Raw genomic sequence first — 25958 nt, 5'->3', positions numbered from 1 at the left:
TCATGTCCAAGGTACCCCTGCAATTTCGTCACAATGGCCGCGACGTCGCGATCTTCGTCGATGGCGGCACCAATCTCCTGGTCGCGTTGCGCGAGTTGATCGGCGACATGACGCCCAAATTCGGCTGCGGCCAGGGCGGCTGCGGCACCTGCAGCGTGCTGATTGACGGCGAGCTTCATCTCTCCTGCCTGACGCTGGCGGAAACCGTGGCTGGCCGTTCGATCGAGACACTCGACGGCATGAAACAAGGCCCGAACCTGCATCCGCTGCAGCGCGCCTTCGCCGACCAATTCGCCGCCCAGTGCGGCTATTGCACGCCGGGCATGCTGATGGCGGCGAAAGCCCTGCTCGATCGCAACCCCTCGCCCAGCCGCGACGAAGTCATTGAAGCCATCTCCGGCAACATCTGCCGCTGCACCGGCTACGAGCCGATCATCAATGCCATCCTCGCCGCCGCCGGCGGCCGGGTCAGCGCCTAAGGGAACGCGACCATGCTGGAACTGCGCAAGGACATCTTCGCCGACGAGCGCGACGACAATCTGAAGGAGATCGGCAAGGGCACCCAGCGCCAGGACATGCTCGGCCATGTCACGGGCACGTCCAGCTATTTCAACGACCACAAGCTGCAGGGCATGCTGCACCTGAAGGTCGTCCGTTCGACGCAGGCGCATGCACGAATTCGCCGCATCGACACCGCAGAGGCCGAGCGCTCGGCCGGCGTACGCCGGATCATCCGCGGCACTGATGTGCCGGTTAATCTCAACACGCTTCTGAGCCTGATCAATTTCGGCAAGGACGACGAGCCGTCGCTCGCGGTCGACAAGGTCCGCTACAAGGGCGAGCCGATCGTCGCGATCGTCGCCGACAGCGAGCGCGAGGCCTTCGAGGCCGTCGCCAAGGTCAAGGTCGACTACCAGCCGCTGGCGGCGGTGTTCGACGTCGAGGACGCGCTGAAGCCCGGTGCGCCCATCGTCAACGAGACCTATCCCAAGAACACGTTCACCTATCACGAGACCTACGATCACCAAAAACTGCGCTTCGGCGACGCCGACGCGGCGCTGGCGACCGCCGATCACGTGCTGGAGCAGCGCTACCAGATGTCGCCGATCGAGCACGCCCCGACCGAGACCAACGGCGCGATCGCAGCACCCGATACCAACGGCCGCTATGTGGTCTACACCTCGACGCAGGCGCTGTTCTTCTCGGTCGATACCTGCGCCAAGATCCTGGACGTACCCTCCAACACCTTCCACTTCATCGGCGGCACGGTCGGCGGCGGCTTTGGCGGCAAGGTGGACACGCTGACCGAGCCGCTTGCCATCCTCGGCGCGATGCTGACCGGGCGGCCCGTGCGCTACGTGTTCGGGCGCGAGGAGGAGATGCAATACGGCCCGCCGCGCGGCGCCGAGCGCATCTACATCAAGGACGGCGTGATGCGCGACGGCCGCGTCGTCGCGCGCAAGATCCGATGCTATTTTGACAGCGGCGCCTATACGCGGCTGTCGAGCTATGCCGCCGTGAAATGCGCCGCGCATTTGCCGGGCCCCTACACCATCCCGAACGTCTATGGCGACGTCTATTGCGTCTTCACCAACCGCACGCCGGCGACCGCCATGCGCGGTTTCGGCGTGACCGCGATGGACTTTGCGATCGAGTGCCAGATGGACAAGCTGGCGCACCTCGTCAACATGGACCCGATGGAATTCCGAATCCTGAACGCCTATCGCGACGGCGACATGAAGGCGCACCGGCGCGAGGCCAAGAACACAGCGCTGATCGAGTGCGTCCAGGTTGCGGCTGAGAAAGCCAAGTGGCCGCTGCGCGAGGAATTCAAGCGGGCGTCCTCGCGCAAGGACGGCGGCGGTAGCCGCGCCGTGATCCCGCCGACCCCGGCAGATTCTTCGCGCGCACGGCCCACCGCTCCGGCGCAGCAGCGCACCAGCTACGACCGGCTCCCGCCCACCGTCACCCGCGAACCGCCGCGCGAGCCGCCACCGCCCACTCCGCCGCCACCCTCGCCGCGGCCCGCGGCACCGGCGCATGGCGCGACCCGTTTCTCTTCGGTCTTCGGCAGGAGGCGCTAGATGACCCGGCATCGCGGGCGCGGCATCGCGTCGATCAACTATCCCATCGGCATGAATCTCGGCGGCGACCCCAGCCAGGCGCTGGTGCATTCCAACCCGAGCGGCAAGTTCACGGTGGCGCTGTCGTCCATCGACCTCGGCCAGGGCATGAAGTCGGTGACGCGGCAGATCTGCGCGGAAACGTTGGGCGTGCCGGTCGAGGACGTCTATGTCGACACCGCGGATTCCGACACCGGCCCGCATTGCATGGGCTCGTTCGCCTCGCGCGGAACGCATCGCGTCGGCAACGCAGTGATGGCAGCGGCCCGCGAGGCGCGCGGCGTCATGATGGAAGCCGCCGCCGAGGAACTCGAGGTCAACGCCGCCGATCTCGATACCGACGGACGCGGCAATATCCACGTCAAGGGCGCACCGCACCGCTCGATCTCGACCAAGGACGTCGCGATCGCCGCGCAGTTCAAGCAGGGCAAGACCATCTCCGGCCGCGGCATCTTTCTGGTGCCGCTCTCCGAAGTCAATCCCGAAACCGGCGAGATGTCGCCCGCGACCTGCTACGCCCATGCCTGCCTCGTCGCCGAGGTCGATGTCGACGACGAGACTGGCGAAGTCGCAATGGTGCGGATGGACTCGGCCTATGAGCTCGGCCGCGCACTCAATCCGCGTCTGGTCGAGCAACAGCTCGTCGGCGGCGCCTGGATGGGCGTCAGCCACGCGCTCTACGAGACGCCAGAGCCTTACTATCCCGAACCCGTGCACGGCCCGCGCGACTTCGTCGAATATCTGATGCCCGGCCCCGGCGATATCTGCCCGCATGATATCGCTGTGCTGGAGCGCCCTGCGCCCGACGGCCCATTCGGCGCCAAGGGTCCGGGTGAGATGTGTGCGAACCCGGTGCTGCCGGCGGTCGCCAATGCGATCTTCAACGCAGTCGGCGTGCGCATCGATGACCTGCCGATCACTCCGGAGAAGGTGCTTCGCGCGATCAAGGCCCAGGGCGGCGCGCGGCCGCAGGCGCGGCGCTAGAGGTTTTGGTTCATGGCGGTCCGCAGCAACATCGTCGGCATCGATAGCCCGGACGCGCTGGAGAAGGCGCTGCGCGCGGCCTATTACCTCGCCGACGAGGGGCTCGCGACCGCCGCCTATCTCGGCCTTGCGCTCGGCAAACCGCTGCTGCTCGAGGGCGCTCCGGGCGTCGGCAAGACGGAGGCCGCAAAGGCCATCGCCGCCGTGCTCGGTCGTCGGTTGATCCGCCTGCAATGCTACGAGGGTATCGACGCCTCCGCGGCGCTCTACGAGTGGAACTACCCGCGCCAGATGCTTGCGATCCGCCAGGCCGGCGACGAGAGCATCGACATCTACGGTGAGACCTTTTTGATCGAGCGTCCCATGCTGGCGACCCTGCGTGCGCCGGACTCGACCGTGCTCTTGATCGACGAAATCGACCGCGCTGACCAGGAATTCGAGGCTTTCCTGCTCGAATTCCTGTCCGACTTCCAGATCTCGATCCCCGAGCGCGGCACGGTGCGTGCCGCCGAGCGCCCCGTCGTCGTGCTGACGTCGAACCGCACGCGCGATTTGCACGAGGCCTTGCGCCGTCGCTGCGTCTACCACTGGATCGACTATCCCACCGAAGAGCGTGAGGCACGCATCATCATGCTGCGGGCCTCCAGTGTTGCGGAAGCGACCGCGCGCGCTGTCGTCGCGGCCGTCGGCAGGCTCCGGCGCGAGCCGCTCAGCAAGGCGCCCGGCATCGCCGAGGCCGTCGACTGGGCCGAGGCCGCAACGCTCTTGCACAAGGGCGGCGCGCGCTGGCCCGACGCGTTCAAGCGCTCGATCGGCGTGGCACTCAAGGACGAGGAGGATCTGCACTTCATCTCGCCCCGACTGGACGCCATGCTCGCGGAGGCGACCGCATGAGCACCGAACACCAGCTTCCGCGCGCCGCGCGCATCTTCGTCTCCTTCGTTGCGCTCTTGCGTGCCAACAGCTTTGCCGTCGCCCCGGAGCAGACCACCGCGTTCCTCACCGCGATCGCGCTGCTCGGGCCACGCGACCTCCGGGACATCAGGCAGGCCGCACTGGCCACCCTCGCTCCGCCGCCCGAACGCCGCGCGACCTTCGACCGGCTGTTCGATCTCCACTTCCGCGGCAGCGAGGCGCTGGAGCGTGTCGATGACGGCGAGGACGACGAGACCGTCCGCCTCCAGGAAGAGAGCCGCGGCGACGAGGAGCCGCTTCTCTCCGACGAGGCCAATGACTCCGGCCTGACCGCCAGCCGCACCGAGGCGCTGGTTGAGCGTCGCTTTGCGCAGCTTTCCACGACAGATGCGCTTCGTCGCCTGTCGCGTGAGGCTCCCCGGCGCCTGCCGCGGCGGCGCGGCCATCGCCGCATGCGGGCGCGCCGCGGGCCGTTTGCCGATCTCCGTCGCACTTTGCGCGATTCCGTCCGGAGCGACGGCGAGATTCTGCGGCTCGGCCATATGAAGCGGCGCCAGCGCCCGCGAAAATTCCTGCTGCTGATCGACGTCTCCGGCTCGATGAAGAGCCGCACTGAAGACAACATGAAGCTCGCCCATGCGCTGGTGCAGGCTGCGCCCAACGTCGAGGTCTTCACCTTCGGCACGCGCCTGACCCGCGTCACGCGTGCGTTGCGACTGAAACGCCGCGAACAGGCCTTGAGCGCGGCAGCCCATCTCGTCAGCGACTGGGACGGCGGCACCCGCATCGGGGACGCGCTGCAGGCCTTCCTCGCGGTGCCCCGCTTCGGTGGATATGCGCGTGGAGCAGCCGTGGTCGTCGTCTCGGACGGATTGGAGCGCGGTGACCCCGACGCGCTGCGCGATGCGGTCGCAAAGCTGTCGCGGCGGGCCTGGCGCGTGAGCTGGCTGACGCCACTCGCGGCGGGTCCAGGGTTTCGCCCGCAGACCGAAGCGCTCCTCGCCATCGAGCGCTTCGTCGACGATCTCGCCGACGGCGGATCGAGCGCGTCGATCGTCGCGCATGTACTGGCATTGGGACGAAGGAGAGTTGCGTGACCGAGATTGTCGACAGCCATCATCATATCTGGCGGCAGGCCGACCTGCCCTGGCTGGTCGGCCCGATGCAGCCCCGCATCTTCGGACCCTACGAGGCCATTCGCCGTGATTACCCGATCCAGGAATATCTCAACGACCTCAAGGGCGGCGGCGTCACCCGCTCGGTCTATGTCCAGACCAACTGGGCCAACGACCGCTTCGAGGACGAAGCCGCATGGGTGCAGGAGACCGCCGACGAGCACGGCTGGCCGCACGCCATCGTCGCCTATGCCAATTTCGCGGTGGACGACGTGCGCCCGCAGCTCGACCGCCTGAAGCGCTATCCGCTGGTGCGTGGCGTGCGCATGCAGCTGCACTGGCACGAGAATCCGCTCTATCGTTTCGCAGCAAAGCCCGATCTCTGCATCGATCCGACGGTCCGCCGCAACGTCGCGCGGCTCGCCGATTACGGCTGGAGTTTTGATCTCCAGGTCTTCACACCACAGATGCCGGATGCGGCGCTGCTCGCCGAGTCCTGCCCCAAGGTGACATTCGTCCTTCAGCATGCTGGCATGCTCGAAGACCTCTCGCCCGCGGGCCGCGCGGCCTGGCGCGCTGGCATGGCCCGGCTCGCGGTCTGTCCGAACGTGGTCTCGAAGCTCTCGGGCCTCGGCACGTTCATCCATCGCAACGACTCCGCGCATATCGCAGCCGTGGTTACGGATACCGTCGCAATCTTCGGTGCCGAGCGCTGCCTGTTCGGCTCCAATTTTCCGATCGAGAAATTGTGGACCAGCTATCGCGAACTCGTCGACGCATTTCGTGCCGCGACAGCCCCGCTGAGCGCCGAGCAACGGGATGCGATCTTCAGGGGCACCGCAACGCGCGTCTATCGGCTTTGATAAATAAAAACGGAACAGGGAGGGAAACGAATGGCGCTGGAGATCAAGATCCTGGACTACGGCGATATCGAGCTGGAATCGAGTTTTCTCGTGCTCGGCCGCGATTGCGGCCGCACCCGCCGCGTCCTCACGCTGGGCTTTTTGATCCTCGGCGGCAAATATCCGGTCGTGGTCGATACCGGCTATCGCTCCAACCAGATCATGGAGACGCTGGGCATGCGCGGCTTGCAGTACCACGAACACATGATCGAGAACCAGCTGGCCCGTCACGGCGTGCGCATGGGCGACGTGCGCTTCGTCTGCCATACCCATCTGCACATCGACCATGCCGGCAAGGACGACCTGTTCCCAATGAACACGACCGTCGTCCTCAACCGCAAGGAGCTGGAATATTCCGTCTCTGGCCTGATGCATCCGCAGTACCCGGCGCCTGACATCAAGCACCTGATCGATCGGCTGCACACCAGGAGCGCGCTGCGTTTTCTTGATCTCGAGATCACCGGCCCGATCGAGCTGATGCCCGGAGTCTATTGCGACGCTGCCGGCGCGCACACCGAGGGCTCGATGAACATCATCGTCGAGACCGCCGACGGCATCGCCACCATCTGCGGCGATGTGATCTACGATTTCAACGACCAGATCGTGACCCCCTTCAACGAGATCCACGACTGGGAGCCACGCACCACCGGCAACCATGGCACCAGCAAGCGCGCCGAGAAGGCCGCGATCAAGAAACTCCTCAGCAACTCGCGCTATCTGCTGCCGGTGCACGACCGCCCCGCCAAGATCGAAGGCGGTAACGTCGTGGGCCGGCTCCACGACCAAGTTCCGGGCCCCATCGTGCAATCCCTGCCCGCACGCAACTGGTTCCCGGCCTGAGCCTTTTTGTCTGCGCATGATCTTCTCGGAAAACCGCTTCACACTTTTCCGGATCATGCTTTTGAGGACCGACCGATGACACACGTCACATTGCGCTCCGAATTTGAAACCCTGATCGATCCTTACGCACCCGTTGCGCAGGTCGGCACTGGCTTTGACTTCACGGAAGGGCCGATCTGGCACCCGGTCGATCAGTACCTGCTGTTCTCGGACATGCCGGGCGACGTGCGCCGGCGCTGGGATGCGCGGCGCGGCGTCGCCGAGGTCAAGCGTCCCTCGAACAAATGCAACGGCATGACCTACGACGCCGAGCTCAATCTGATCGTCTGCGAACACGCGACCTCGTCGCTGATCCGCGAACGGCCGGACGGACGGCGCGAAGTGCTGGCCTCGCATTTCGGCGGACAGGAGCTCAACAGCCCGAACGACGTCTGCGTGCACTCTTGCGGCGCGATCTATTTCTCCGATCCCTGGTATGGCCGCATGCCGGTTTATGGCGTGGAGCGGCCGCGCCAGCTCGGCTTTCAGGGCGTCTATCGCGTCGTGCCCGGCAGCGAGCCCAAGCTGGTGGTCGACAGAACCCTGTTCGATCAGCCGAACGGACTGTGCTTCTCGCCCGACGAGAAGCTGCTTTATGTCAACGACACCGTGCAGGCGCTGATCCGCGTGTTCGACGTCAATGCCGACGGCACACTGTCGAACGCGCGCGTGTTCGCGAGCGGCATCCGCTCCGAGCTGGAGCCCGGCCTGCCCGACGGCATGAAGTGCGACCAGCACGGCAATGTCTGGGTCACCGCGCCCGGCGGCGTCTGGGTCTATTCGCCGCGCGGCGAGTTGCTTGGAAAGGTTCGCGTGCCCGAGCTCGTCGCCAACCTCGCCTGGGGCGGACAGGATTTCCGCACGCTGTACCTGACCTCGACGCATTCGGTCTACGCCATCCCGACCAAGGCCGGGCCGCGTCATGAGCCCTATATGAGTGGCAGGCGCAGTGGTGGCGGTGCCACGAACGCCGGCCCTGCCGCTGCGGCTCCTATCCTAGCTGACGGCGAGTTGCACCTCGATCCAAACCGCTGTGCCATGATCATCCAGGACCTCCAGAACGACGTCATCATGGACGGTGGCGCGTTTGCTGACTCCGGCGCGCCCGGTCACGCGAAACAGCAGCATGTCGTCGAGAACGTCCGGCGCCTCGCGGAAACGGCCCGCGCGCGCGGCGTCACCATCATCCATGTCTGGTTCGTGGTCGAGCCCGGCGCGCCCGGCGTGACGCTGAACGCGCCGCTGTTCGAGGGTCTCGTCGACAGCAAGGCGATGGTGCGCGGCAGCTGGGGGGCTGCGCCGGTGTCCGGCCTCGAGCCGCGCCCTGGCGACTTCGTGGTCGAGAAGATGCGGATGAGCGCCTGGGAGGGCACGCGGCTGGAGACGATCCTCAAGGCCACCGGCCGCGACATGATCATCAACACCGGCGCCTGGACCAACATGTCGGTCGAGCACACCGCGCGCACTGGCGCCGACAAGGGCTATTTCATGATCGTGCCGGAGGACTGCTGCTCGACCATGAATGCGGACTGGCACTCGGCCTCGATCAATTTTGCCATGCAGAACGTCGCAGTGGTCACGCGGGCGGATGCCATCATCAGAGCGCTGGGATGAGTGGTGGCAAAGCTTTTGCACCTCTCCTGCTCCCCGCGTGCCGATTCCGAGTCGAGCGCGGGCGCGCGACTCTTCCTTGACGGCTTTCGCCAGGCCCGCCCGGATTGGGACATCGACGTGGTCGATCTCTGGCACGAGCGCATGCCGGAATTTGCCGGTCCCATCGTCGAGGCCAAATATGCGCGAATGAACGCGCAGGCCTTCAACGACGCACAACGAGACAGCTTTGCCGAAGCCGAGCGGATGGCGCTGCGCTTCTCGCTCGCGGAGCGGGTGCTGATCTCGACGCCGATGTGGAATTTCGGCATCCCCTACAAGCTGAAGCAGTGGTTCGACATCGTCATCCAGCCCGGCCTGACGTTCCGCTTCGATCCGGCGCAGGGCTATCTTCCGTTGCTGAAAGACCGGCCGACCATCGTCATCCTCGCCTCCGGCAGCGACTTTGCCACCGGCATGAATCGCGGCCGCATCGACATGGCGACGCCGTACTTGCGCGAAGCGCTCCGCTTTATCGGCGTCAAAGACGTACGCTTCGTGCCGATCGGCCCAACGGCAGGCCCAACTGAGCCGATCCGCGCCGCCCGCGACACCGCCCACCGCCGCCTCGCCGAGATGGCCAAGCGGTTCTGAGCTGCGCTCGCAATGACGGAGTATGAGGCAGCATCGTCATCTGCCAATTCGCAGCTTTAGTAGGATGGGTAGAGCACTTGCGAAACCCATCATGCTCGTCGTGGAAGAAGCGTTGATGGGTTTCGCTTCGCTCTACCCATCCTACGGCCTTGCAGACACGCCTTCGCGCTCTCGCGGCTCATTTCGCCCGAGCTTTGCTTGATCTTTCCGCCCTGTTGTCCAAGAGGGCGCAGGGAAGGCCGGGTGCTGACCTCGCACCCGCGGTCCGCTGCGCGAAAATGTAGCGCAAAAAGACCGCACAGCAGCATACAGGTGGTGCCAATCACTCGGCCTTCCCTGCGCAGTGGGTTGACGGCTTATGCCGTGCTCTCCCGGGAGCCGAATTCCTTCTGGCCTCCCTCCCTTCCGCGAATTGACGATGTGGTTGACCCGGTTGGGCGCTCCACACCTCCGCGAAAGCTTGACCGTAGCGACGACGGCCAGGACCACACGGTTTTGCCGTACGCACGGTTCGCTGGTTCGCCGCATTATCTCCAGGCATTGTCGACATTGCCCAGAGAATGCAGACGAGACGAACCTGACAGCGCCGCTCGTCGACACGCGGTTTCGGGCTCACAGGGACTACCCGCCCTGCCCGCACCTCTCGTATCCAACGCTGCCCGCGTCCACCGCAAGCCCGGCTCGCGAACAAGACGACACGAGATCGCCCCTCAAGGATGAGCCGGGATGTCGCAACACATACGCCATTTCCGAATTTCGGTAAAGTGGAATATTTTTGTGGGAAGGGGTTGACGCCTGGCGGGGTGTTTTGCCCGACGGCACAGCGTCGACTTACAGCGCCTTAAGCCCGATTGACTTGATCACTGGAGCAAGGCTTGCCGCGGTGGCGTCGACAATTCGCTGAAACTTGTCCGGACTGGAATCGCTGTCCGGCTCCATGCCTTGCGCGCGATATGCCGCCTGGAGCGCGGGTTCGGCCATCGCCGTGCGTGTCGCCTGCGCGATGCGGTCGATGATCGCATCGTCCGTCATCTTATGCGCGAACAGGCCGAACCATCCCTCATAACTGAGATCAGGCATGCCCGATTCCATGGCGGTAGGAATATCAGGCGCGCCGCTCAATCGCTTCTCGGGTGTGACCGCGAGCAGCTTTATCTTGCCGGCCTCGCTCAATTGCAGCAATTGAACCGACATGACGCCAATAATGAGAGATATCTGGCCGGCGACGAGGTCGTTGGTGGCCTGCGCGATGCCCCGATAGGGAACGTGGACGATATCCAGCCCGCCCGCCTGCTGCTTGAACATCTCGCCGACCAGGTGATTTCCGGTGCCGATACCGGGCGTCCCGTAAGACATCGTACCGGGTTTGGTCTTGGCGCAAGCGATCAGCTCTTTCAGATTTGCGGCCGGCACGGACGGATGGGTGGCAAAGACCAGCGCACTGCTGATCAGGCGATAGATCGCCCGGAAGTCGCCGACAGAATAGGAGGGATTGGCCGTCGTCAGCGGAATGATGACCTGCGTGCTGCCATTTCCCAGAAGCAGCGAATAGCCATCAGGCGCCTCGCGCGCGACGGCGGTCGTCCCGATCGCGCCGCCTGCACCGCCGATGTTCTCGACGAACGTCGGACCAAGCTGCGATGACATCCTCTCCACCCAGGGACGTCCGATCTCATCGCCTGAGCCGCCGGCCCCATAGGGGATCACGAGCCGAATGGAACGCGATGGATAGCCCGCAGCGCTTCCGCTGCGTGGAAATCCGGCGAAGGTCGCCGCAAATGCGGCTGCATTGACGAATCGTCGCCGCGAAAGGGAGGGCATGTCCAATTCCGAAGATGGGCAGCTTGTGATCAGTGGCGGGACCGGCTCCCGAAACTCCATTCGCAGCACGATGCGGCCATCGTCAATGGCGCGCGGTTGGCGAGGCGACGGGCCTGGCCAGCAAAACGGAGGCCTGCCTCGTTTTGCGGCATGCGCCCCTTGCGCAAGATCGACAACTCCCCGGACGGCGCCATTTTCAGGCGCGGGCTTAAGTCATTCATCGGAAAGCGATATTTTCGCTGCGACGTGTCGATCAAAGCAGCCGCGATCGGATCATTGGCCACCACCCTCTGCTTTCGTCCAGTTTGCTGTAGGCTTCGTTCTGGTAGACAATGTCAAACATTTTTGACTCCCTGCCGAGGGGGCTATGGTGCGTGCCAGACGATAACAACCATGACTCGGCCATTTCTTTTGGGCCATTTCGACTGTTTCCGAAGTCGCGCCTCCTGGAGAGGGACGGCGCGCATCTTCACGTCGGAGGCCGCGCGCTCGACATCCTGATCTTCCTGGCCGAACGACCCGGCGAAGTCGTGGACAAGCGCGAGCTGGTCAAGCGCGTGTGGGCCGACGTGAACGTCGACGACGGCAGCCTCCGCTTCCACATCGCAGCGCTGCGCAAGGCCCTCGGCGACACCGGCAAATCGGCCCGCTATGTCGTAAACGTCCCGGGGCGTGGCTATTGCTTCGTCGCATCACTCGCCCAAATTGCTCCTGCACTTCCTGTTCCCCCGGCTGATGTCCCCCTCCCCCGTTCGCTTCCCACGCCGCTCGCCCGGGTGATCGGGCGCGACGACGTCATCGAAAAGATTTCGACGGGGCTGGCGCTGCATCGTTTCGTCACCGTGGTCGGCCCCGGCGGTATCGGCAAGACCGCGGTGGCCGTAACCGTGGGCCATCGCAGCCTGGCCCATTTCGATGGCAACGTCTTCTTCGTCGACTTCGGACCGGTGCGAAAGCCCGAACTCGCCGCGATCACCATCGCACCGACGCTCGGGCTGTCCATCAATGCGGAGGATCCGGTCCCGGCGCTATTGACCCATCTCCAGACGAAACCGACGCTGCTGATCTTCGACAGTTGCGAACACGTGCTGGAGACCCTCGCGCCGCTGGTCGAACGCCTGGTTCGTGAGGCACCGCGACTGCATGTGCTCGCCACCAGCCGCGAATCCTTTCGCAGCGAAGGCGAACGGATCTTTCGGCTGTTTCCACTGGATTGCCCGCCCCGGCGCGATGACCTCGCCGTGGCCGACATCCTCGCCTATCCCGCAGCCCAGCTCTTCGTCGAACGTATCGCGCAGAGCTCCGGGCCATTTCAGCTCAGCGCGGAGGAAGCGCCGCTGGTGGCGGACATCTGTCGCCGCCTTGACGGCATCGCGCTTGCGATCGAGCTCGCGGCGGGACGCGTCAATGCCTATGGCATCGCCGGCACGGCGTCCCTGCTCGACAGCCGCTTTTCGCTGCAATGGCGCGGCCGGCGCACCGCCATTCCGCGACACCAGACGCTCAGCGCCGCGCTCGACTGGAGCTACGACCTTCTTCCCGCATCCGAGAGCGCGATCTTGCGGAGATTGTCGGTGTTCGTCGGCCCGTTCACGCCGGAGGCGGCTGCCGCCGTCGCATCGGGCGACGGGCTCAGTACGTCGGCGACCATGGAGGCGATCGACAATCTCGTCACGAAATCGCTGATCGCACCGTCCGGTGCGCGAACACTGCGTTATCGCCTGCTGGATACCACGCGCACCTACGCGCTCGGCAAGCTGAACGAGGCCGGCGAAGCCAAGCGGATCGCGCAGCGGCACGCCGAACATTTTCGCGACCTGTTCGAGCGCGCCGAGGCCGAGACCTCCGCGCCGCTGTCGGACTGGCTTGGCGTCTATGGCGCGGAGCTGGACAATCTGCGCGCCGCGCTGGATTGGGCCTTTTCGCCGGATGGCGACGCACAGCTTGGCATCGCGCTGACGGCGGTGGCGGTCACGCTCTGGATCCGTCTTTCGCTGTTCACGGAGTGTCGCGAGCGGGCCGGAACGGCGCTTGCCGCGCTCGGAGACCACGGCGACGAGCGAGTACGCATGCAGCTGCTGGCGGCGCTCGGCTGGTCGCTGATGTATGGCGAAGGACGCGCGCGCGAAGCACGCCCGATCCTCGAGGCCACGTTAGAGCTGGCCGACAGGCTCGACGACAAGGATTTCCGGCTGCGGGCGCTCTGGGGCCTGTGCATCGACCAGTTCAACAACGGCGCATTCGGCAAAGCGTGCGTGCTGGCCGATCGTTTCGCCGAGGCCGCTTCGAGTTCACCCGACAAGACCGATCTCATGCTGGCCGACCGGTTGACCGCCGTGGCGCTGCACTATCTCGGCGACCAGAACGGAGCCCGGATTCGCATCGACCGGGTGAACGCCTCCTTGCACGTGCTGGCCGAGAAACCGAAGATCTTTCCGCTCGATGTCAGGCTATCGACGCAGTACTTCCGTGCCCGCATCCTGTGGCTCCAGGGTCATGCGGATCAGGCTTTGGCACTCGCCGAGCAAAACATCCATGAAGGCCGAGCCAATGGCCACGCGCTGACTTTTTGCAGCGTGCTCGGACAGGCCGCCTGCCCGATCACCTTTCTGGCCGGGGACTACGATGCTGCCGAGCGCTACGGGACCGAGTTGCTCGAGCATACCGATCGCCATGCCATCCGGCTCTGGGGTCTGTGGGCACGCGCCTTCAACGCCCTGGTCATCGCCAAACGCACCAACGTCGAGACAGGCTTGCCGTTGCTGCGCGACGAGCTCAATCACGCCGGCGATGCGCGCTTCCTGCCGCGCTTTCTTCCCCTGCTCGGCGAGCTCGCGGCCTGTTTCGGACAGGCCAACCAGATCCACAACGGCTTCGACACGATCGAGAACGCATTGGCGCGTTGCAACGACAGGCAGGAACGCTGGTATTTGCCGGAGCTGCTCCGCATCAAGGGTGAGCTGATGCTGAGAGAGTCACCCCAATCGGAAGCCGCTGACGCCTGCTTTCACGAGGCGATGGATCTGGCAGCGCAGCAGGGCGCGGACTTCTGGCAACTGCGGTGCGCGATCAGCATCGCGCAGGTCAGGCTTGGACGGGGCGAGCGCACAGACGCACTTGCTGTTCTGGAGAAGGCCTGCGCCGCGATGACCGAAGGATCCGGTATCGCCGATATGCGGATCGCCCGCGATCTCATCGCGCAGCTGCAGACCTGATCCGGGCGTCGACGACCTTCGCGGCGTTCAGCCCAATCCTTCGACGATCCGGACGTCCCGCTCGCAGGCATTGCCGAGCGCCTTGAGCGCCTCCTGATAAGCAGGGCTGTCGTGTGCCGCCACGGCGAGTTCGAGGCTGTCGAACTCGGTCACCGTGGCGCGCTGGGCGATGCCCTGCTCATAGACCTTGGCGGCGTTACCGCGGGCGAGAAAACGACCACCATGGCCGGTGATCGCGGGCCCCGCGAGCTTTGCGTAGGCGGCCAGTGCCTCTGGATCGGAGATCGAGCGATAGAACGTGATCCAGTATCCCTTGGTCATCGCTAGCTCCCCGCGGCAACCGCGCGGCGCGGCAGCTTCCAGTCGGGCCGGATGAAATGACAGGTGTAGCCGTCAGGATAGCGTTCGAGATAATCCTGATGCTCGGGCTCAGCCTCCCAGAATTCGCCGACTGGAGCGAGTTCGGTCACCACCTTGCCCGGCCACAGCCCCGAAGCCTCGACATCGGCAATGGTGTCTTCGGCGACGTGCTTCTGCTCGTCCGACGTGTAGAAAATCGCCGAGCGATAACTCGTACCCAGATCGTTGCCCTGACGGTTGAGCGTGGTGGGATCGTGGATCTGGAAAAAGAACTCCAGCACGGTCCGGAAGCTGGTCTTCGCAGGATCGAACACGATCTCGATCGCTTCGGCATGGCCTTCGTGATTGCGATAGGTGGCGTTCTTCACCCGACCGCCGGTGTAGCCGACCCGCGTCGAGATCACGCCGGGCTGCCTGCGGATGAGATCCTGCATGCCCCAGAAGCAGCCTCCGGCCAAAACTGCGCGCTCTGTCGTCATTTGATGCTCCATCTCGTCAATTTGGATGATCTCATCTTACTGCGTGACCGCGTGCAAGCGAGGGTCATCATGATCGTCGTGATATTCGAGGCCAAGCGGTCCGACCGCCGACACCTGCGTGATGTATTCGCCGGACTTCGCCCAATGAAAATGCCAGGTCTCGCCGGGCAGGACAATCACGCTGCCCGGAGGATAGGCTTTCACCTGATCGCCATCGAAGGTCTCGCCGAGGCCGATGTAGAAGACGCCCGACATGACCGTATAGATGCGGTCCTCGGGATGCTTGTGCGGCATCAACTTGGTGCCGCCAGGCACCCTCACCCGGACCACATAGGGGCCGGGTTCGGTGGGATGACCGACCATGACGGCCAGCCGCGCCCCAGGCGGAAACGCTGGAAACGATCTCCAGTCGATATCCTCGGGCAAGATGGCCCGGAACCTGTCTTCATCTGGCTGATGTTGGCGCGGCATGGTCGTCTCCTCGATCCAGCTTAAGTCAATTTGGCGTCGAGCGTGATCGTCGCGTTCAGCACTTTCGACACCGGACAGTTCTTCTCGGCCTCGCCGGCGATCTTGGCAAAGCCGGCATCGTCGAGGTTCGGCACCTTGGCGCGCAAGGTCAGCGCCGACTTGCTGATCTTGAATCCCTTCCCTTCGGGATCGAGTGTGACCGCGGCCTCCGTGGAGAGTTCGGTCGGCGTAAAGCCCGCAAGCTGAAGACCGAAGGCCAGCGCCATCGTGAAGCAGCCGGCGTGGGCGGCTGCGATCAATTCCTCGGGATTGGTGCCCTTCTCGTTCTCGAAGCGAGTCTTGAACGAGTATGGCGTGTCGGCGAGCACGCCGGATTCGCTCGAAATATGACCGGTGCCGTCGCGACCGGTGCCCTTCCAGACTGCTGTTGCCTTGCGGATCATTACTTTTCTCCTTGTTTGCTTGTCGTCGTTTGGCGGCGCTCTGTACCGGTGAAAGGCTACCCCGGCACAGCCGCCGTGTCGCCTTCCAACCGGTCGAGCGCCGCAGCGGTTCCGTCAAATGCCGATCTGTCCGACGTGGAAGCCCAACTGGTTTTCGACGTCGCCGGCGCGGTGGAAACCGCGCGCCATGAGCGCCTTGATCCTGGTCTGACTCGCAGGACGACCAAGGGATCCTATGAACGCGTCCCACTCCGGTTTGATTTCTTCGTCCGGTGGCAGGCTCGCGACATCAACCAGACGCTTGGTCTCGGCAATTGCGTCCTTGTCGAAGGTGGCGATGCGCATGGCGAGCGCCTCGACGAAGCCGTCGAGTTCCGCATCCGGCATCGACCGGTTCACGTAGCCGTAGCGTTCGGCCAGATCGCCGTGGATGTCATCGGCGCTGAGTAGCACTTCGAGCGCACGACCACGGCCCATCAGGCGCGGCAGCCGCGCCATCGGCCCGCCGCCGGGCACCAGGCCTGCGCCGACCTCCCATTGCGACAGGATCGCCTTCTCACGGCTTGCAAAGCGCATGTCGCTTGCGAGCGCGAGCTCACTGCCGACACCGGTCGCGCGGCCTCGGATCGAAGCAATCGACACCACCGGTGCCCGGCTCAGGCGCACCAGCATGTCGGGCAGCGCCTGCCGCCCGGTCGGCCCCGGCGGGATGTTGAGAGAGTCCTCCAGAGGCGCGAGGAAATCGTAATGCGTGATGAAGAAGCCTTCGACGGCGCTGTCGAACACCACGACCTTCACCCGCGGATCGGTTTCGATCGTCGTGATGATATCGTTGAGCAGCGGCAGGTGCTTCGGGCCAAAGATGTTCACCGGCGGCATGTCGAAGGTGACACGCCAATATGTCGGCAGGCGCCGCTCCAGCCTGATGTCTTCTGTGGTGAAATTGCGTTCGGGGCGATTCATGGTTTGCACTCCTGATGTGGTCTCGAAGGATGGGACGCGCGCGAAGGGCACGCGTCCCATTCAGATCAGATCGACTGGCGCAGCGGCCGGAACGCGGTACGCATTTCAGCGCTGAACGACGCGGGCTGCTCCCAGGCCGCGAAGTGGCCGCCCTTGTCGAGGCGGTTGTAGTGAATCAGCTTGGGATAGGCCTTCTCGGCCCAGCTGCGCGGTGCGGCGTAGATCTCGTCCGGGAAGACGCTGACGGCGACCGGGATCTTCACATGCTTGGGCGCGAAGAACACCAGCTTGTTCTCCCAGTACAGACGCGCCGAAGACACCGCCGTATTGGTGAGCCAGTAGAGCGTGATGTTGTCGATGACGTCGTCCCGCGACAACCCTTCGGTCTTGCCGTAGAACGCTCGCGCGATCATCGCGGTGCTGCGCGCATCGTGATCGAGCATCCAGGAGGCCAGACCCGCCGGCGAATCCACCAGGCCATAGAGCGTCTGCGGCCGGTTCGACATTTCGATCGCGTAGCCGAGGCCATGCTTGTAGAAATCGTCGAGCTGATCGTAGGCATAATTCTCGTCTGCCGAGAGACCGGATGGCTTCGATCCGCCGGGCTGAAGCGCCGTGGCTATGTCGTCGGGAACGGTCGCGGGCATGTTGGTGTGAATACCGAGCAGCTCCGGCGGCGCCAGAAGCGCCATCTGCTCGGTGACCGCATTGCCCCAATCGCCGCCCTGGGCGACGTATCGGTTGTAGCCGAGCCGCTTCATCAGCACGACCCAGGCGCGCGCAACACGCTGCGGATCCCAGCCGAGCTCGGTCGGCTTGCCTGAGAAGCCATGACCGGGGAGTGACGGGATCACGAGGTCGAAAGCGTCTGCGGCCTTGGCACCATGCGCAGTCGGATCGGTCAGCGGGCCGACGATCTTCATCTGCTCGATGATCGAGCCCGGCCAACCATGGGTGACGATCATCGGCAAGGCATTCTCGTGCCTGGAACGCACATGAATGAAGTGGATGTCGACGCCGTCGATCTCGGTGACGAACTGCGGCAGCGCGTTCAGCCGCGCCTCCATCTTGCGCCAGTCATAGTCGGACTGCCAGTAGCGAACCAGCTGCTGGACTGTCGTGAGCTGCACGCCCTGCGACTGGTCGGCGACGATCTCGCGATCGGGCCAACGTGTCGCTGCGAGACGACGGCGCAGATCGAGCAGATCTTCCTCAGGCACGTTGACGTGGAACGGACGGATTGCACCGTTTGCAGCGGCACTTGCCGGATGCGCCGGAAACAGGCTCGCCGTGCCTGCGGCAACAGCCACCATTGCGGCCTGGCCGAGCAGTTGGCGACGATCTGGGTTCATCATGTCGGCTCGTGTCTGCGTCGTCATTTTGGATCTCCCTCGCTATGGTCTGTGACGTTGACCGAAATTCGAAATCGACAGATCGGTTCGTCCTGAAGATAGATTGGCTCAGACACCGGCCATTAGCTCGTTATGGATTGTTAGGCTGCGTTAGCCCTTGCGAGTCGTCGTGACACAGAGCAGGAGCGTGATGATGGATGATCTTCGAGGCGCAAATGCATCACGGCGCGCGATGAGCCATCGCGCGCCGTGTCAGCATTGAGCCAAGTGTCTTCGCTCGCGATTCAGGTCGGCAGCGGCTGGCCGGCCTGCTCGCGCACGATGTAGTCGGCATACCAGTCCTGCCAGTTTTCGTCGTGCACGCCGGTCCGCTTCTCGTGCTCGCCATGCGCGGCCGCCGCGCGGCGCAGCGCGCGCGCAAGTTCGTTTGACGAGGTGAACGTCGTGTCCGTCGCGTCGATGCGGCCGGGCAGCCGCGTCGTGATTTCCTGGAACAGCCAACCATTGCCGTCGGGATCCCTGAAGGAGGCAAATGAGCTGTAGCTGCCGCGTTTTGGATCAGCGCCGTTGAGCCGGACACTTCCGAACAGATAAGGCTCGTCGGCGCCGGCGTGAACGTCGCCGCCACCGTGGAAGGGTTCGCTGATCTTGACGCCACGCGCGAGCAAATCCTGCCGCGCCACCTCGATGTCGGAGACAATCAGATAAAGGCCTTGCGCCGAACCGGGCGCCGCGGGCGTGACGTTCTTGCCGAAAATCACGGAACAGGCCGAGCCCGGCGGCGTGAACTGGATCACGCGCCAGCCATCACCGGAGGCGAAATCTGCGTCCAGTCTCCAGCCCAGATTCGCATAGAAAGCTTTCGCGCGATCCACATCCGAAACCGGGATTACAACGACCTCGAGCCTGAGGTCGGCTGCGCGCGATGTCGCTGGCCTGGCGCCGGCTGGAGGATTGATCTCGGTGGTGGTCATGTCGAACTCCCTGGTTTGAGGTGCAGGCTCTCGCGACCGAGACCCGCTTCTGACACCACGACTTTCGCGCAGACTGGGGAATAATGCCCGTTATGGGATGTTATGGCTCGTTAGCGATTGCGAGCGCGGCCACCTCCTCAGGCGACCGCGAGCGGCATTGCTATTGTCACGCGTGTGCCGCCCTGCCCGGCCTCGCCTTGCATGCGGGCACCGATGCTGCGCGCCAGGCCTTCCAGGATCCGGCTGCCGGCGCCCTGAAGCGGTCCGACAGCGCCGACACCATTGTCAGTCACCGTGCAGATCCAATTGCCCTCGTGGTTCGCCACCTCGATGCGGATCAGCGCGCCCTTCTTGTTCGGAAAGGCATGCTTTGCTGCATTCGTGACCAGCTCCGTCAGCATCAGCGCAAGCCGGTGGCATTGCCATGCCGGCAGCGCGCCGCTCTCGATCGAAGCCTCGCAACGGACGCCTGCCGGTTCCAGCACTGCCTCGGAAAGCGCCCCGCAGAGACCTCCGAAGAAGGCCTCGACAGAGATCATCGCCAGATCGTCATTGTCGGACAAAAGTTGATAGAGCCTGCCGAAGGCGACGATGCGCCGCTCCAGCCGGTCAACCGCAACCGACATGTCCCTGGTCCCGGCCCGCATGAAGTCGCGGCGGACTGACGCACCCAGGAGCGTCAGGGTGTTCTTCATCCGATGGTGTGACTCGCGCAGCACGAGTTCCCAGTCACGCGAAACATCGTCGAGATTGGCGACAAAATGAGATCGAAGGCCCCTGTCGTTCGTTCGAGAGCTGATTTCGGGCATGATAGCCTCCCCCGTTGGAAATAGGCCTAACTCGAAAGCTATACTGATGCAGACCAGCGGCTCACGCTCGTTAGACGTTGCAAGATTCTGTTATGATCGGAAGGCGCGTAATACTTGCATGACGCGACCGATGCATCAGTTCTGAAGCGCGCAGCCGAACTTTCACGCTTTCCGCACAAGCCGTTCGCGTTTAAGCAAAATTCGTTGCGTTTCGCCCTTTGCTCTTTCGACCCGATCTCGTGCCCGTTGCTCGATTTCGCCGCTTTCGGCCGGTTTACTCAGGGTCGCGTTCTGATAGACCAACAGACAGCAGCACTTTCCTTTCGCTGGAATCATGGCGCGTGCCGGACACTCACGACCAGGACTTTGCCATTTCCTTCGGGGCCTTTCGGCTGCTTCCCCGGTCGCGGCTGCTTGAGAAGAATGGCGTCCCGCTTCATCTTGGCGGCCGTGCGCTCGATATCCTCATTTTTCTCGCCGAGCGCGCCGGCGAGGTGGTGGACAAGCGGGAATTGGTCAAGCGGATCTGGGCCGACGTCAATGTCGACGAGGGCAGCCTGCGCTTTCACATCACGTCCCTGCGCAAGGCCCTGGGCGATGCCGGCGAAGGCTCCCGTTATGTCGTCAACGTGCCCGGCCGCGGCTATTGTTTCACGGCCCCGCCGCTCCGCACCGCGCCCGCGGAGAGCCGGACAGGCGCGACCGAGTCCTCGCTCCGGTCCATCCCTGCTCCACTCGCGAAGATGATTGGCCGCGACGACGCCGTCGAAAAGATCGCGGCTGAACTGTCCCTGCATCGGTTCGTCACCATCGTCGGCCCCGGCGGCATCGGCAAGACCTCGGTTGCGCTTGCCGTGGCGCACAGTCAGCTTGCGAGCTTCGAGGGCCAGGTCTGCTTCGTCGATTTTGGCGCGCTGACGGAGCCGCGGCTCGTTCCCGGCACGATTGCCGCGGCGCTTGGCCTGACCGTCAATTCCGACGACCCGATACCCGGGCTGCTGATGTCATTGCGCAACCGCCGGACGCTGCTGGTCCTCGACAGCTGCGAGCACATCATCGACGAGCTCGCTCCGCTGGTGGAGCGCATGGTGCGGGAAGCACGTGAGCTGCATGTTCTCGCCACCAGCCGCGAATCCTTTCGCACCGAGGGAGAACGGGTGTACCGGCTGTTTCCGCTCGATTGTCCGCCACAACGCGACGGGCTCAGCATGGCCGACATCCTTGCCTACCCGGCGAGCCAGCTTTTCGTCGAGCGGATTGCCGAAAGCCTGAGCGAATTCGAACTCAGTGAAGAGGATGCGCCTCTCGTCGCCGATATCTGCCGGCGCCTGGACGGCATTGCGCTTGCAATCGAGCTTGCCGCCGGACGGGTCAACGCCTACGGGATTGCCGGCACGGCCTCGCTGCTCGACAGCCGTTTCTTGCTTCTGTGGCGGGGACGCCGCACCGCTATACCCCGGCACCAGACGCTGAGCGCGGCGCTGAGCTGGAGTTACGACCTCCTGCCCCAGGCCGAGAGCGCGACACTGCGCGGCCTGTCGGTCTTCGTCGGGCCCTTCACGCTGGAAGCTGCGCTCGCCGTCGCCGCAAGCCAGGGCATCAACGAGGCGGAGGCGGTCGAAGCGATCTCGAATTTGCTGTCGAAATCCCTGATTGCAACGTCGCCTGCAGAACGGCGACTGAGATACCGCCTGCTCGACACGACCCGCGCCTTTGCGGGCGACAAACTCACCGAAAGCGGGGAAGCGACCCGGGTGGCGCGCGCCCACGCTGAATATTTGCGCGACTTCCTGCACGACATCTCGATCAAGTCCAACGGCATGCACAGCGCGGGCGGCTTCCTGCCCTATGCCGACCATCTGCCGAATGTGCGGGCCGCGCTGACCTGGAGCTTCTCGGAGCACGGCGATCGCGCGCTCGCCGTGGACCTGGCAGCTTCGGCCGCGCAGTTCTTCCTCGAGCTGACATTGCTGACGGAATGCCATGGCTGGACCCAGCAGGCGCTCGCCTCTGCCGATAATTTCGACAGTCGCAAGGAAATGACTTTGCAGGCGGCGCTCGGCGTCTCCGTGATGTTCACGCAAGGCAACACGGAAGGGGTCCGGTCGGCGTTCACGCGAAGCCTGCAACTGGCTCAAGAGCTCGACGACCTGCACTGGCAGCTCTGGCTGTTGCGCGGGCTGCACATCTACCTGACCCGGGTCGGAGATTTTCACGGCGCGTTCGGCACCGGCGTACAGGCCGAAGGTGTCGCCAGGAAGCTGAACGACCCGACCAGCACGCTGAACGTCGAGTGGATGCTGGGTGTGGCGCATCATCTGATCGGCAACCAGGACAAGGCCGTGCAGTTCTGCGAGAGCGCGATGGTGCACAATCCGGGCTCGCAGCGGCTGAATATCGGCCATCTCGGCTATGACGACCGCATCGTCGCCTTGGTCGCCTTGGCGCGCGGGCTCTGGCTCAGCGGCCGGCCCGATCGCGCCATCGAGGCCGCGAGATACACGGTGCGCCAGGCCGAGCAGCTCGAGCAACCCCTGACTCTCGGCATTTCCCTGATCTGGACCATCTACGTGTTTCTGTGGGTCGGCGACTGGGCCAGCGCCGAAAGCCTGATCGAGCGGCTGATCGACCATTCCGCGCGGCACTTCCTCGGCCCCTATCACGCGGTCGGCATCGGCCAGAAGGGCGAGCTTCTGCTCCGCCGCGGGGACATCGCCGGCGGCATCGAGCATCTTCGCCGCAGCCAGGCGACCTTGTACGCCACGCGGCACCGGATCATGACGACGGTGTTTGCAACGGCGCTCGCGGAAGGGCTGGCGGCCCAGAACCACTCTGAGGAGGCTTTGCGCACGATCGACGAAGCGATCGCCCAGATCGGCGATCACGGCGAATCCTTCGATATGCCGGAAATGCTCCGGGTCAAGGCGGACATTCTGGTCCAATCCGCCAGGGCGACGGAGGCCGAAGTCTGTCTCCAGCAATCGCTTGCCTTGTCGCGCCGGCAATGTGCGCGCGGCTGGGAGCTGCGGGGGGCGATGAGCATGGCTCGCGTCTGGCAGCGGGCTGGACGAAAGGGCGATGCGCAGGCCCTGCTCGCGCCGCTGGTCGGACAATATCAGGAAGGCCTGTCGAGCCGCGACCTGGTCGCCGCCAGGGGGCTCCTGAGCACGCTGAATTAAGAGCATCTTCAACGAGATACCGCTCGATCGGGCTCTTGCAACTCCTAACAACTTCTAACACGCCAAGCCGCCCCCGCCCCGCCATGGTGCTGAGAATTCATGGTGGATGCAGTGAGACATGGCACTTCTTGACGATGCGATCGACGCCTGCGGCGGCTTGGCCCGCTGGAACAGCTTGAGCCGGTTCACGCTGCATCTTTCCGTTGGAGGGGCCCTGTTCTCCGATGCCGGACATGCCCGCGAATTCAAGGACGTCACCGCGGAAGGATCGACGCGGACGCAATCGGTCCGCTTCACCGGCATCACCGGCGGCGAACAGTCCGGAGCGTTTGCGCCGGACACGATCACGATCGAAAGCGTGGATGGCCAGGTGCTGCGGACCTGGCGTAATCCAAGCCTCGCCTTCCCCACCAACGGCGCGCATGCGCTGGCGGACGAACTGCATCTGGTCTTCTTCTGCGGCGTCCAGATCTGGAACGATCTCACCACCCCATTCCTCCTCGCTCGTCCCGACGTCGTGATCGAGGAGCTGCCGTCGTGGCAAGAAAACAGTGAGACCTGGCGGCGCCTTCGCGCGCAATTCCCGCCTGGCCTGATCAGCCTCGCCTCCGAGCAAGTGTTCTACTTCGATGGGAACGCCTTGCAGCGACGGACCGATCACGATCTCCTCGGCGCACGTGTCGCGCACTATTCCTGGGCCCACGAGAAGTTCAACGGCATCGTGGTTCCAACCCTTCGGCGCACGCTGACGCTGCAGCCCGACGGCACTGTCATCGCCAAGCCTGTGCTGATCGACGTCGAGATTTTCGACGCCGTCTTCGAGTGACGTCGTCAAACAGGCAACGAGCCTGACCAAACTCCCCACTCTCACCGTCTAACAATACATAACGAGCTAACAGCCCGGCCTGGGTGCAGATTGCGTCTCACGAGCAGCGAACAACGTCACGAGCTCGAACGAGACCTAAGCCGCGCACTCCATCTCTAGGGAGTGGCCTCATCCAGCGAACGCAATCACGGGAGTCAGCTATGAAAGTATTGATGGTCATCACCTCGCACGACCAGTTGGGCAACACCGGACGCAAGACCGGCTTCTGGCTCGAAGAGCTCGCAGCACCCTATTTCGTCTTCAAGGATTCTGGAGCCGAGATCACTCTCGCCTCTCCGAAGGGCGGCCGTCCGCCGCTCGATCCCAAGAGCAACGAGCCCGAATCCCGCACCGACCTCACGCTCCGCTTCGAGGCGGATGCGGCGGCCGAAGCTCAGCTCGACAAGACCGTTCGCCTCGACAGCGTCAGGCAGGAAGACTTCGACACCGTGTTCTATCCCGGTGGCCACGGCCCGATGTGGGACCTCGCCGAGGACAAGGATTCGGCTAGGCTGATCGAGTCCTTCATCGCCGCGGGCAAGACAATCGCGGTGGTCTGCCACTCGACCGGCGCACTGCGCCACGTCAAGGCGCCGAACGGCAAGCCGCTGGTCGAAGGCAAGGAAGTGACGGGCTTCACCAATGGCGAAGAGGAAGACGTGGGCCTCACCAAGGTCGTGCCTTTCCTCGTCGAGGACGAGATGCTGAAGCTCGGTGCCGTCTTCTCGAAGACCGCCAATTGGGGCGTCCACGTCGTCAAGGACGGCCTCCTGATCACCGGCCAGAACCCGCACTCGTCCGGTCCTGCCGCGAAGGCACTGCTGGCCGCACTGGCCCAGCAGGCCAAGTCGGCCGCGTAAGCACACGCTCCAGGAGAGGTGTGACGAGCACCTCTCCACCCCGTCAAAATAGAAGCTAGCGCAACTCCGTCGCCGATCGGCGCTCGGAGAGCGATCAGACGCGTGACGATGAACCCGGCCGCCACGACGGCCCCAGAGCTGGAGGCTCCCATGGACACGACGACGAAGACAACAACGCAGATTCGAGTCACCCGCCGCTCGGCGGCCTATTGGCGGATCACCTTCGACAATCCGCCGCTCAATGTGATGGGCCCGCAACTTGTTCGCGAGATGCGCGACATCGTCACGGCTGTCGAGGCCGACAAGGACGTCAAAGTCATCGTCTTCGACAGCGCGGTCGAAGGCTTCTTTCTGAACCACAGCGACTTCTTCGCCAATTTCAAGGACCTCACCGATATGCCGCAAGGGCCGACGGGCCTGGAAGCCTGGCCGGACATCCTCGTCCGCATCACCCGCATGCCGGTCGTGTCGATCGCCCTGATCCGCGGCCGCGCGACCGGAAACGGAAGCGAGATTGCGCTTGCCTGCGACATGAGCTTTGCAAGCCGCGAGAAGGCCCGCTTGTCGCAATGGGAGGTCGGCGTCGGCCTGGTTGCCGGCGGTGGCCCGATGGCACGATTGCCGGGCCAGATGGGCCGGCAGCGAGCACTCGAAGTGCTCCTGAGCTCGGATGACATCGATGCCGATCTCGCAGCCGCCTATGGCTATGTGAACAGGTCGCTGCCCGATGCCGAACTCGATGGCTTCGTCGACAAGCTGGCGAACCGCATCGCGTCCTTTGACAAATGGGCGATCGCGAACACCAAGCGGCTCGTCAACGCCGCAAGCCTGCCTGCGGACGTCGAGATCGCGGCCGGCTGGGAAGCCTGCATGACCTCGGTCACGCGACCTGCTGCCCAGGACAGGATCAAGGCCTTCTTCGAACAGGGCTTCCACCGTCCCGGCGACGCTGAGGATCACATCGGGTCCTATCTGACGCGCCTCGGCTGACCACACACCGACTAT

The 25958-nt window shown here is 64.2% G+C and carries 24 protein-coding genes; 14 read left to right on the top strand and 10 right to left on the bottom strand.

Annotated elements, in window-relative coordinates; translation table 11 throughout:
- Nucleotides 1-2: 2 nt before the first annotated feature.
- From V1280_RS45005 to V1280_RS44965, 9 genes are all read left to right on the top strand, one after another.
- Nucleotides 3-479, top strand: a complete 477-nt coding sequence (locus tag V1280_RS45005) for a (2Fe-2S)-binding protein (protein WP_148773316.1) — start codon at nucleotides 3-5, stop codon at nucleotides 477-479.
- A gap of 12 nt (nucleotides 480-491) precedes the next feature.
- The gene (locus V1280_RS45000; protein WP_334537594.1) at nucleotides 492-2084 is read left to right on the top strand and encodes a xanthine dehydrogenase family protein molybdopterin-binding subunit; all 1593 of its coding nucleotides are present in this window, start codon (nucleotides 492-494) and stop codon (nucleotides 2082-2084) included.
- On the top strand, nucleotides 2085-3107 hold the full coding sequence (locus V1280_RS44995; RefSeq protein WP_148773314.1) for a xanthine dehydrogenase family protein molybdopterin-binding subunit: 1023 nt from the start codon (nucleotides 2085-2087) through the stop codon (nucleotides 3105-3107). It begins immediately after the preceding gene.
- Nucleotides 3108-3119: 12 nt separating this feature from the next.
- On the top strand, nucleotides 3120-4001 hold the full coding sequence (locus V1280_RS44990) for an AAA family ATPase (RefSeq protein ID WP_334537591.1): 882 nt from the start codon (nucleotides 3120-3122) through the stop codon (nucleotides 3999-4001).
- Nucleotides 3998-5119, top strand: a complete 1122-nt coding sequence (locus V1280_RS44985; protein ID WP_334537589.1) for a vWA domain-containing protein — start codon at nucleotides 3998-4000, stop codon at nucleotides 5117-5119. The genes V1280_RS44990 and V1280_RS44985 overlap by 4 nt, the downstream gene beginning before the upstream one ends.
- Nucleotides 5116-6000: an amidohydrolase family protein gene (locus V1280_RS44980; protein WP_334537588.1), complete on the top strand. Its 885-nt coding sequence runs from the start codon at nucleotides 5116-5118 to the stop codon at nucleotides 5998-6000. Before V1280_RS44985 ends, V1280_RS44980 begins: the two co-directional genes overlap by 4 nt.
- A 30-nt stretch (nucleotides 6001-6030) precedes the next feature.
- Nucleotides 6031-6879 (top strand): N-acyl homoserine lactonase family protein, encoded by an 849-nt coding sequence (locus V1280_RS44975; protein WP_334537586.1) that lies wholly within the window; start codon nucleotides 6031-6033, stop codon nucleotides 6877-6879.
- A gap of 75 nt (nucleotides 6880-6954) precedes the next feature.
- Nucleotides 6955-8532 (top strand): isochorismatase family protein, encoded by a 1578-nt coding sequence (locus V1280_RS44970; protein WP_334537584.1) that lies wholly within the window; start codon nucleotides 6955-6957, stop codon nucleotides 8530-8532.
- A gap of 3 nt (nucleotides 8533-8535) precedes the next feature.
- Nucleotides 8536-9162: an FMN-dependent NADH-azoreductase gene (locus V1280_RS44965; protein WP_334537582.1), complete on the top strand. Its 627-nt coding sequence runs from the start codon at nucleotides 8536-8538 to the stop codon at nucleotides 9160-9162.
- 831 nt (nucleotides 9163-9993) lie between these two features.
- Here V1280_RS44965 and V1280_RS44960 read toward each other — a convergent pair.
- Together V1280_RS44960 and V1280_RS44955 are read right to left on the bottom strand one after the other, a co-directional pair.
- A complete protein-coding gene (locus V1280_RS44960) occupies nucleotides 9994-10983 on the bottom strand; it encodes a Bug family tripartite tricarboxylate transporter substrate binding protein (protein ID WP_334537580.1) in 990 nt (329 codons plus the stop codon).
- Nucleotides 10984-11012: 29 nt separating this feature from the next.
- A complete protein-coding gene (locus tag V1280_RS44955; protein ID WP_334537578.1) occupies nucleotides 11013-11267 on the bottom strand; it encodes a hypothetical protein in 255 nt (84 codons plus the stop codon).
- Nucleotides 11268-11315: 48 nt separating this feature from the next.
- On the opposite strand from V1280_RS44955, the gene V1280_RS44950 reads away from it, so the two are divergent.
- Nucleotides 11316-14198: an ATP-binding protein gene (locus tag V1280_RS44950; RefSeq protein WP_442895208.1), complete on the top strand. Its 2883-nt coding sequence runs from the start codon at nucleotides 11316-11318 to the stop codon at nucleotides 14196-14198.
- Nucleotides 14199-14225: 27 nt separating this feature from the next.
- Here the strand turns inward: V1280_RS44950 and V1280_RS44945 are convergent, their stop codons facing one another.
- The 8 genes from V1280_RS44945 to V1280_RS44910 form a co-directional block, all read right to left on the bottom strand.
- Nucleotides 14226-14519 (bottom strand): DUF1330 domain-containing protein, encoded by a 294-nt coding sequence (locus tag V1280_RS44945; protein WP_334537574.1) that lies wholly within the window; start codon nucleotides 14517-14519, stop codon nucleotides 14226-14228.
- 2 nt (nucleotides 14520-14521) lie between these two features.
- On the bottom strand, nucleotides 14522-15037 hold the full coding sequence (gene msrA, locus V1280_RS44940) for a peptide-methionine (S)-S-oxide reductase MsrA (protein WP_334537572.1): 516 nt from the start codon (nucleotides 15035-15037) through the stop codon (nucleotides 14522-14524).
- A 36-nt stretch (nucleotides 15038-15073) separates the two neighbouring features.
- Nucleotides 15074-15508, bottom strand: a complete 435-nt coding sequence (locus tag V1280_RS44935; RefSeq protein WP_334537571.1) for a cupin domain-containing protein — start codon at nucleotides 15506-15508, stop codon at nucleotides 15074-15076.
- Nucleotides 15509-15528: 20 nt separating this feature from the next.
- Complete coding sequence (locus tag V1280_RS44930) at nucleotides 15529-15951, bottom strand: OsmC family protein (protein WP_334537569.1); 423 nt, start codon at nucleotides 15949-15951, stop codon at nucleotides 15529-15531.
- A 114-nt stretch (nucleotides 15952-16065) separates the two neighbouring features.
- Nucleotides 16066-16914 carry an enoyl-CoA hydratase/isomerase family protein gene (locus V1280_RS44925; protein WP_334537567.1) on the bottom strand — a complete coding sequence of 283 codons (849 nt, stop codon included), beginning with the start codon at nucleotides 16912-16914 and terminating at the stop codon, nucleotides 16066-16068.
- Nucleotides 16915-16979: 65 nt separating this feature from the next.
- Nucleotides 16980-18293 (bottom strand): epoxide hydrolase family protein, encoded by a 1314-nt coding sequence (locus tag V1280_RS44920; RefSeq protein ID WP_334537565.1) that lies wholly within the window; start codon nucleotides 18291-18293, stop codon nucleotides 16980-16982.
- A 257-nt stretch (nucleotides 18294-18550) separates the two neighbouring features.
- A complete protein-coding gene (locus tag V1280_RS44915; protein ID WP_334537563.1) occupies nucleotides 18551-19240 on the bottom strand; it encodes a VOC family protein in 690 nt (229 codons plus the stop codon).
- A gap of 137 nt (nucleotides 19241-19377) precedes the next feature.
- Nucleotides 19378-20049 carry a sensor histidine kinase gene (locus V1280_RS44910; protein ID WP_334537561.1) on the bottom strand — a complete coding sequence of 224 codons (672 nt, stop codon included), beginning with the start codon at nucleotides 20047-20049 and terminating at the stop codon, nucleotides 19378-19380.
- A gap of 341 nt (nucleotides 20050-20390) precedes the next feature.
- Here V1280_RS44910 and V1280_RS44905 point away from each other — a divergent pair, with 341 nt between their 5' ends.
- The 4 genes from V1280_RS44905 (at nucleotide 20391) to V1280_RS44890 (ending at nucleotide 25943) form a co-directional block, all read left to right on the top strand.
- The gene (locus tag V1280_RS44905) at nucleotides 20391-23228 is read left to right on the top strand and encodes an ATP-binding protein (RefSeq protein WP_334537559.1); all 2838 of its coding nucleotides are present in this window, start codon (nucleotides 20391-20393) and stop codon (nucleotides 23226-23228) included.
- Nucleotides 23229-23346: 118 nt separating this feature from the next.
- Nucleotides 23347-24054, top strand: coding sequence for a hypothetical protein (locus V1280_RS44900; RefSeq protein ID WP_334537557.1), 708 nt, complete (start codon nucleotides 23347-23349; stop codon nucleotides 24052-24054).
- A gap of 200 nt (nucleotides 24055-24254) precedes the next feature.
- The gene (locus V1280_RS44895) at nucleotides 24255-24953 is read left to right on the top strand and encodes a type 1 glutamine amidotransferase domain-containing protein (RefSeq protein ID WP_334537556.1); all 699 of its coding nucleotides are present in this window, start codon (nucleotides 24255-24257) and stop codon (nucleotides 24951-24953) included.
- A gap of 150 nt (nucleotides 24954-25103) precedes the next feature.
- Entirely contained in the window at nucleotides 25104-25943 is an 840-nt protein-coding gene (locus V1280_RS44890) for an enoyl-CoA hydratase/isomerase family protein (protein WP_334537554.1), read from the top strand.
- Nucleotides 25944-25958: the final 15 nt, after the last annotated feature.

It is taken from the genome of Bradyrhizobium sp. AZCC 2230 (assembly GCF_036924495.1).
Classification (GTDB): domain Bacteria; phylum Pseudomonadota; class Alphaproteobacteria; order Rhizobiales; family Xanthobacteraceae; genus Bradyrhizobium; species Bradyrhizobium rifense.
This window is presented reverse-complemented; position numbering and strand designations above follow the sequence as displayed.

What these genes read in the sequence shown, in the direction of transcription:
- V1280_RS45005 (WP_148773316.1), top strand. Translation starts at nt 3, where the DNA reads ATGTCCAAGGTACCCCTGCAATTTCGTCACAATGGCCGCGACGTCGCG.
- V1280_RS45000 (WP_334537594.1), top strand. Translation starts at nt 492, where the DNA reads ATGCTGGAACTGCGCAAGGACATCTTCGCCGACGAGCGCGACGACAAT.
- V1280_RS44995 (WP_148773314.1), top strand. Translation starts at nt 2,085, where the DNA reads ATGACCCGGCATCGCGGGCGCGGCATCGCGTCGATCAACTATCCCATC.
- V1280_RS44990 (WP_334537591.1), top strand. Translation starts at nt 3,120, where the DNA reads ATGGCGGTCCGCAGCAACATCGTCGGCATCGATAGCCCGGACGCGCTG.
- V1280_RS44985 (WP_334537589.1), top strand. Translation starts at nt 3,998, where the DNA reads ATGAGCACCGAACACCAGCTTCCGCGCGCCGCGCGCATCTTCGTCTCC.
- V1280_RS44975 (WP_334537586.1), top strand. Translation starts at nt 6,031, where the DNA reads ATGGCGCTGGAGATCAAGATCCTGGACTACGGCGATATCGAGCTGGAA.
- V1280_RS44970 (WP_334537584.1), top strand. Translation starts at nt 6,955, where the DNA reads ATGACACACGTCACATTGCGCTCCGAATTTGAAACCCTGATCGATCCT.
- V1280_RS44960 (WP_334537580.1), bottom strand. Translation starts at nt 10,983, where the DNA reads ATGCCCTCCCTTTCGCGGCGACGATTCGTCAATGCAGCCGCATTTGCG.
- V1280_RS44950 (WP_442895208.1), top strand. Translation starts at nt 11,316, where the DNA reads ATGTCAAACATTTTTGACTCCCTGCCGAGGGGGCTATGGTGCGTGCCA.
- V1280_RS44945 (WP_334537574.1), bottom strand. Translation starts at nt 14,519, where the DNA reads ATGACCAAGGGATACTGGATCACGTTCTATCGCTCGATCTCCGATCCA.
- msrA (WP_334537572.1), bottom strand. Translation starts at nt 15,037, where the DNA reads ATGACGACAGAGCGCGCAGTTTTGGCCGGAGGCTGCTTCTGGGGCATG.
- V1280_RS44935 (WP_334537571.1), bottom strand. Translation starts at nt 15,508, where the DNA reads ATGCCGCGCCAACATCAGCCAGATGAAGACAGGTTCCGGGCCATCTTG.
- V1280_RS44930 (WP_334537569.1), bottom strand. Translation starts at nt 15,951, where the DNA reads ATGATCCGCAAGGCAACAGCAGTCTGGAAGGGCACCGGTCGCGACGGC.
- V1280_RS44925 (WP_334537567.1), bottom strand. Translation starts at nt 16,914, where the DNA reads ATGAATCGCCCCGAACGCAATTTCACCACAGAAGACATCAGGCTGGAG.
- V1280_RS44920 (WP_334537565.1), bottom strand. Translation starts at nt 18,293, where the DNA reads ATGACGACGCAGACACGAGCCGACATGATGAACCCAGATCGTCGCCAA.
- V1280_RS44915 (WP_334537563.1), bottom strand. Translation starts at nt 19,240, where the DNA reads ATGACCACCACCGAGATCAATCCTCCAGCCGGCGCCAGGCCAGCGACA.
- V1280_RS44910 (WP_334537561.1), bottom strand. Translation starts at nt 20,049, where the DNA reads ATGCCCGAAATCAGCTCTCGAACGAACGACAGGGGCCTTCGATCTCAT.
- V1280_RS44900 (WP_334537557.1), top strand. Translation starts at nt 23,347, where the DNA reads ATGGCACTTCTTGACGATGCGATCGACGCCTGCGGCGGCTTGGCCCGC.
- V1280_RS44895 (WP_334537556.1), top strand. Translation starts at nt 24,255, where the DNA reads ATGAAAGTATTGATGGTCATCACCTCGCACGACCAGTTGGGCAACACC.
- V1280_RS44890 (WP_334537554.1), top strand. Translation starts at nt 25,104, where the DNA reads ATGGACACGACGACGAAGACAACAACGCAGATTCGAGTCACCCGCCGC.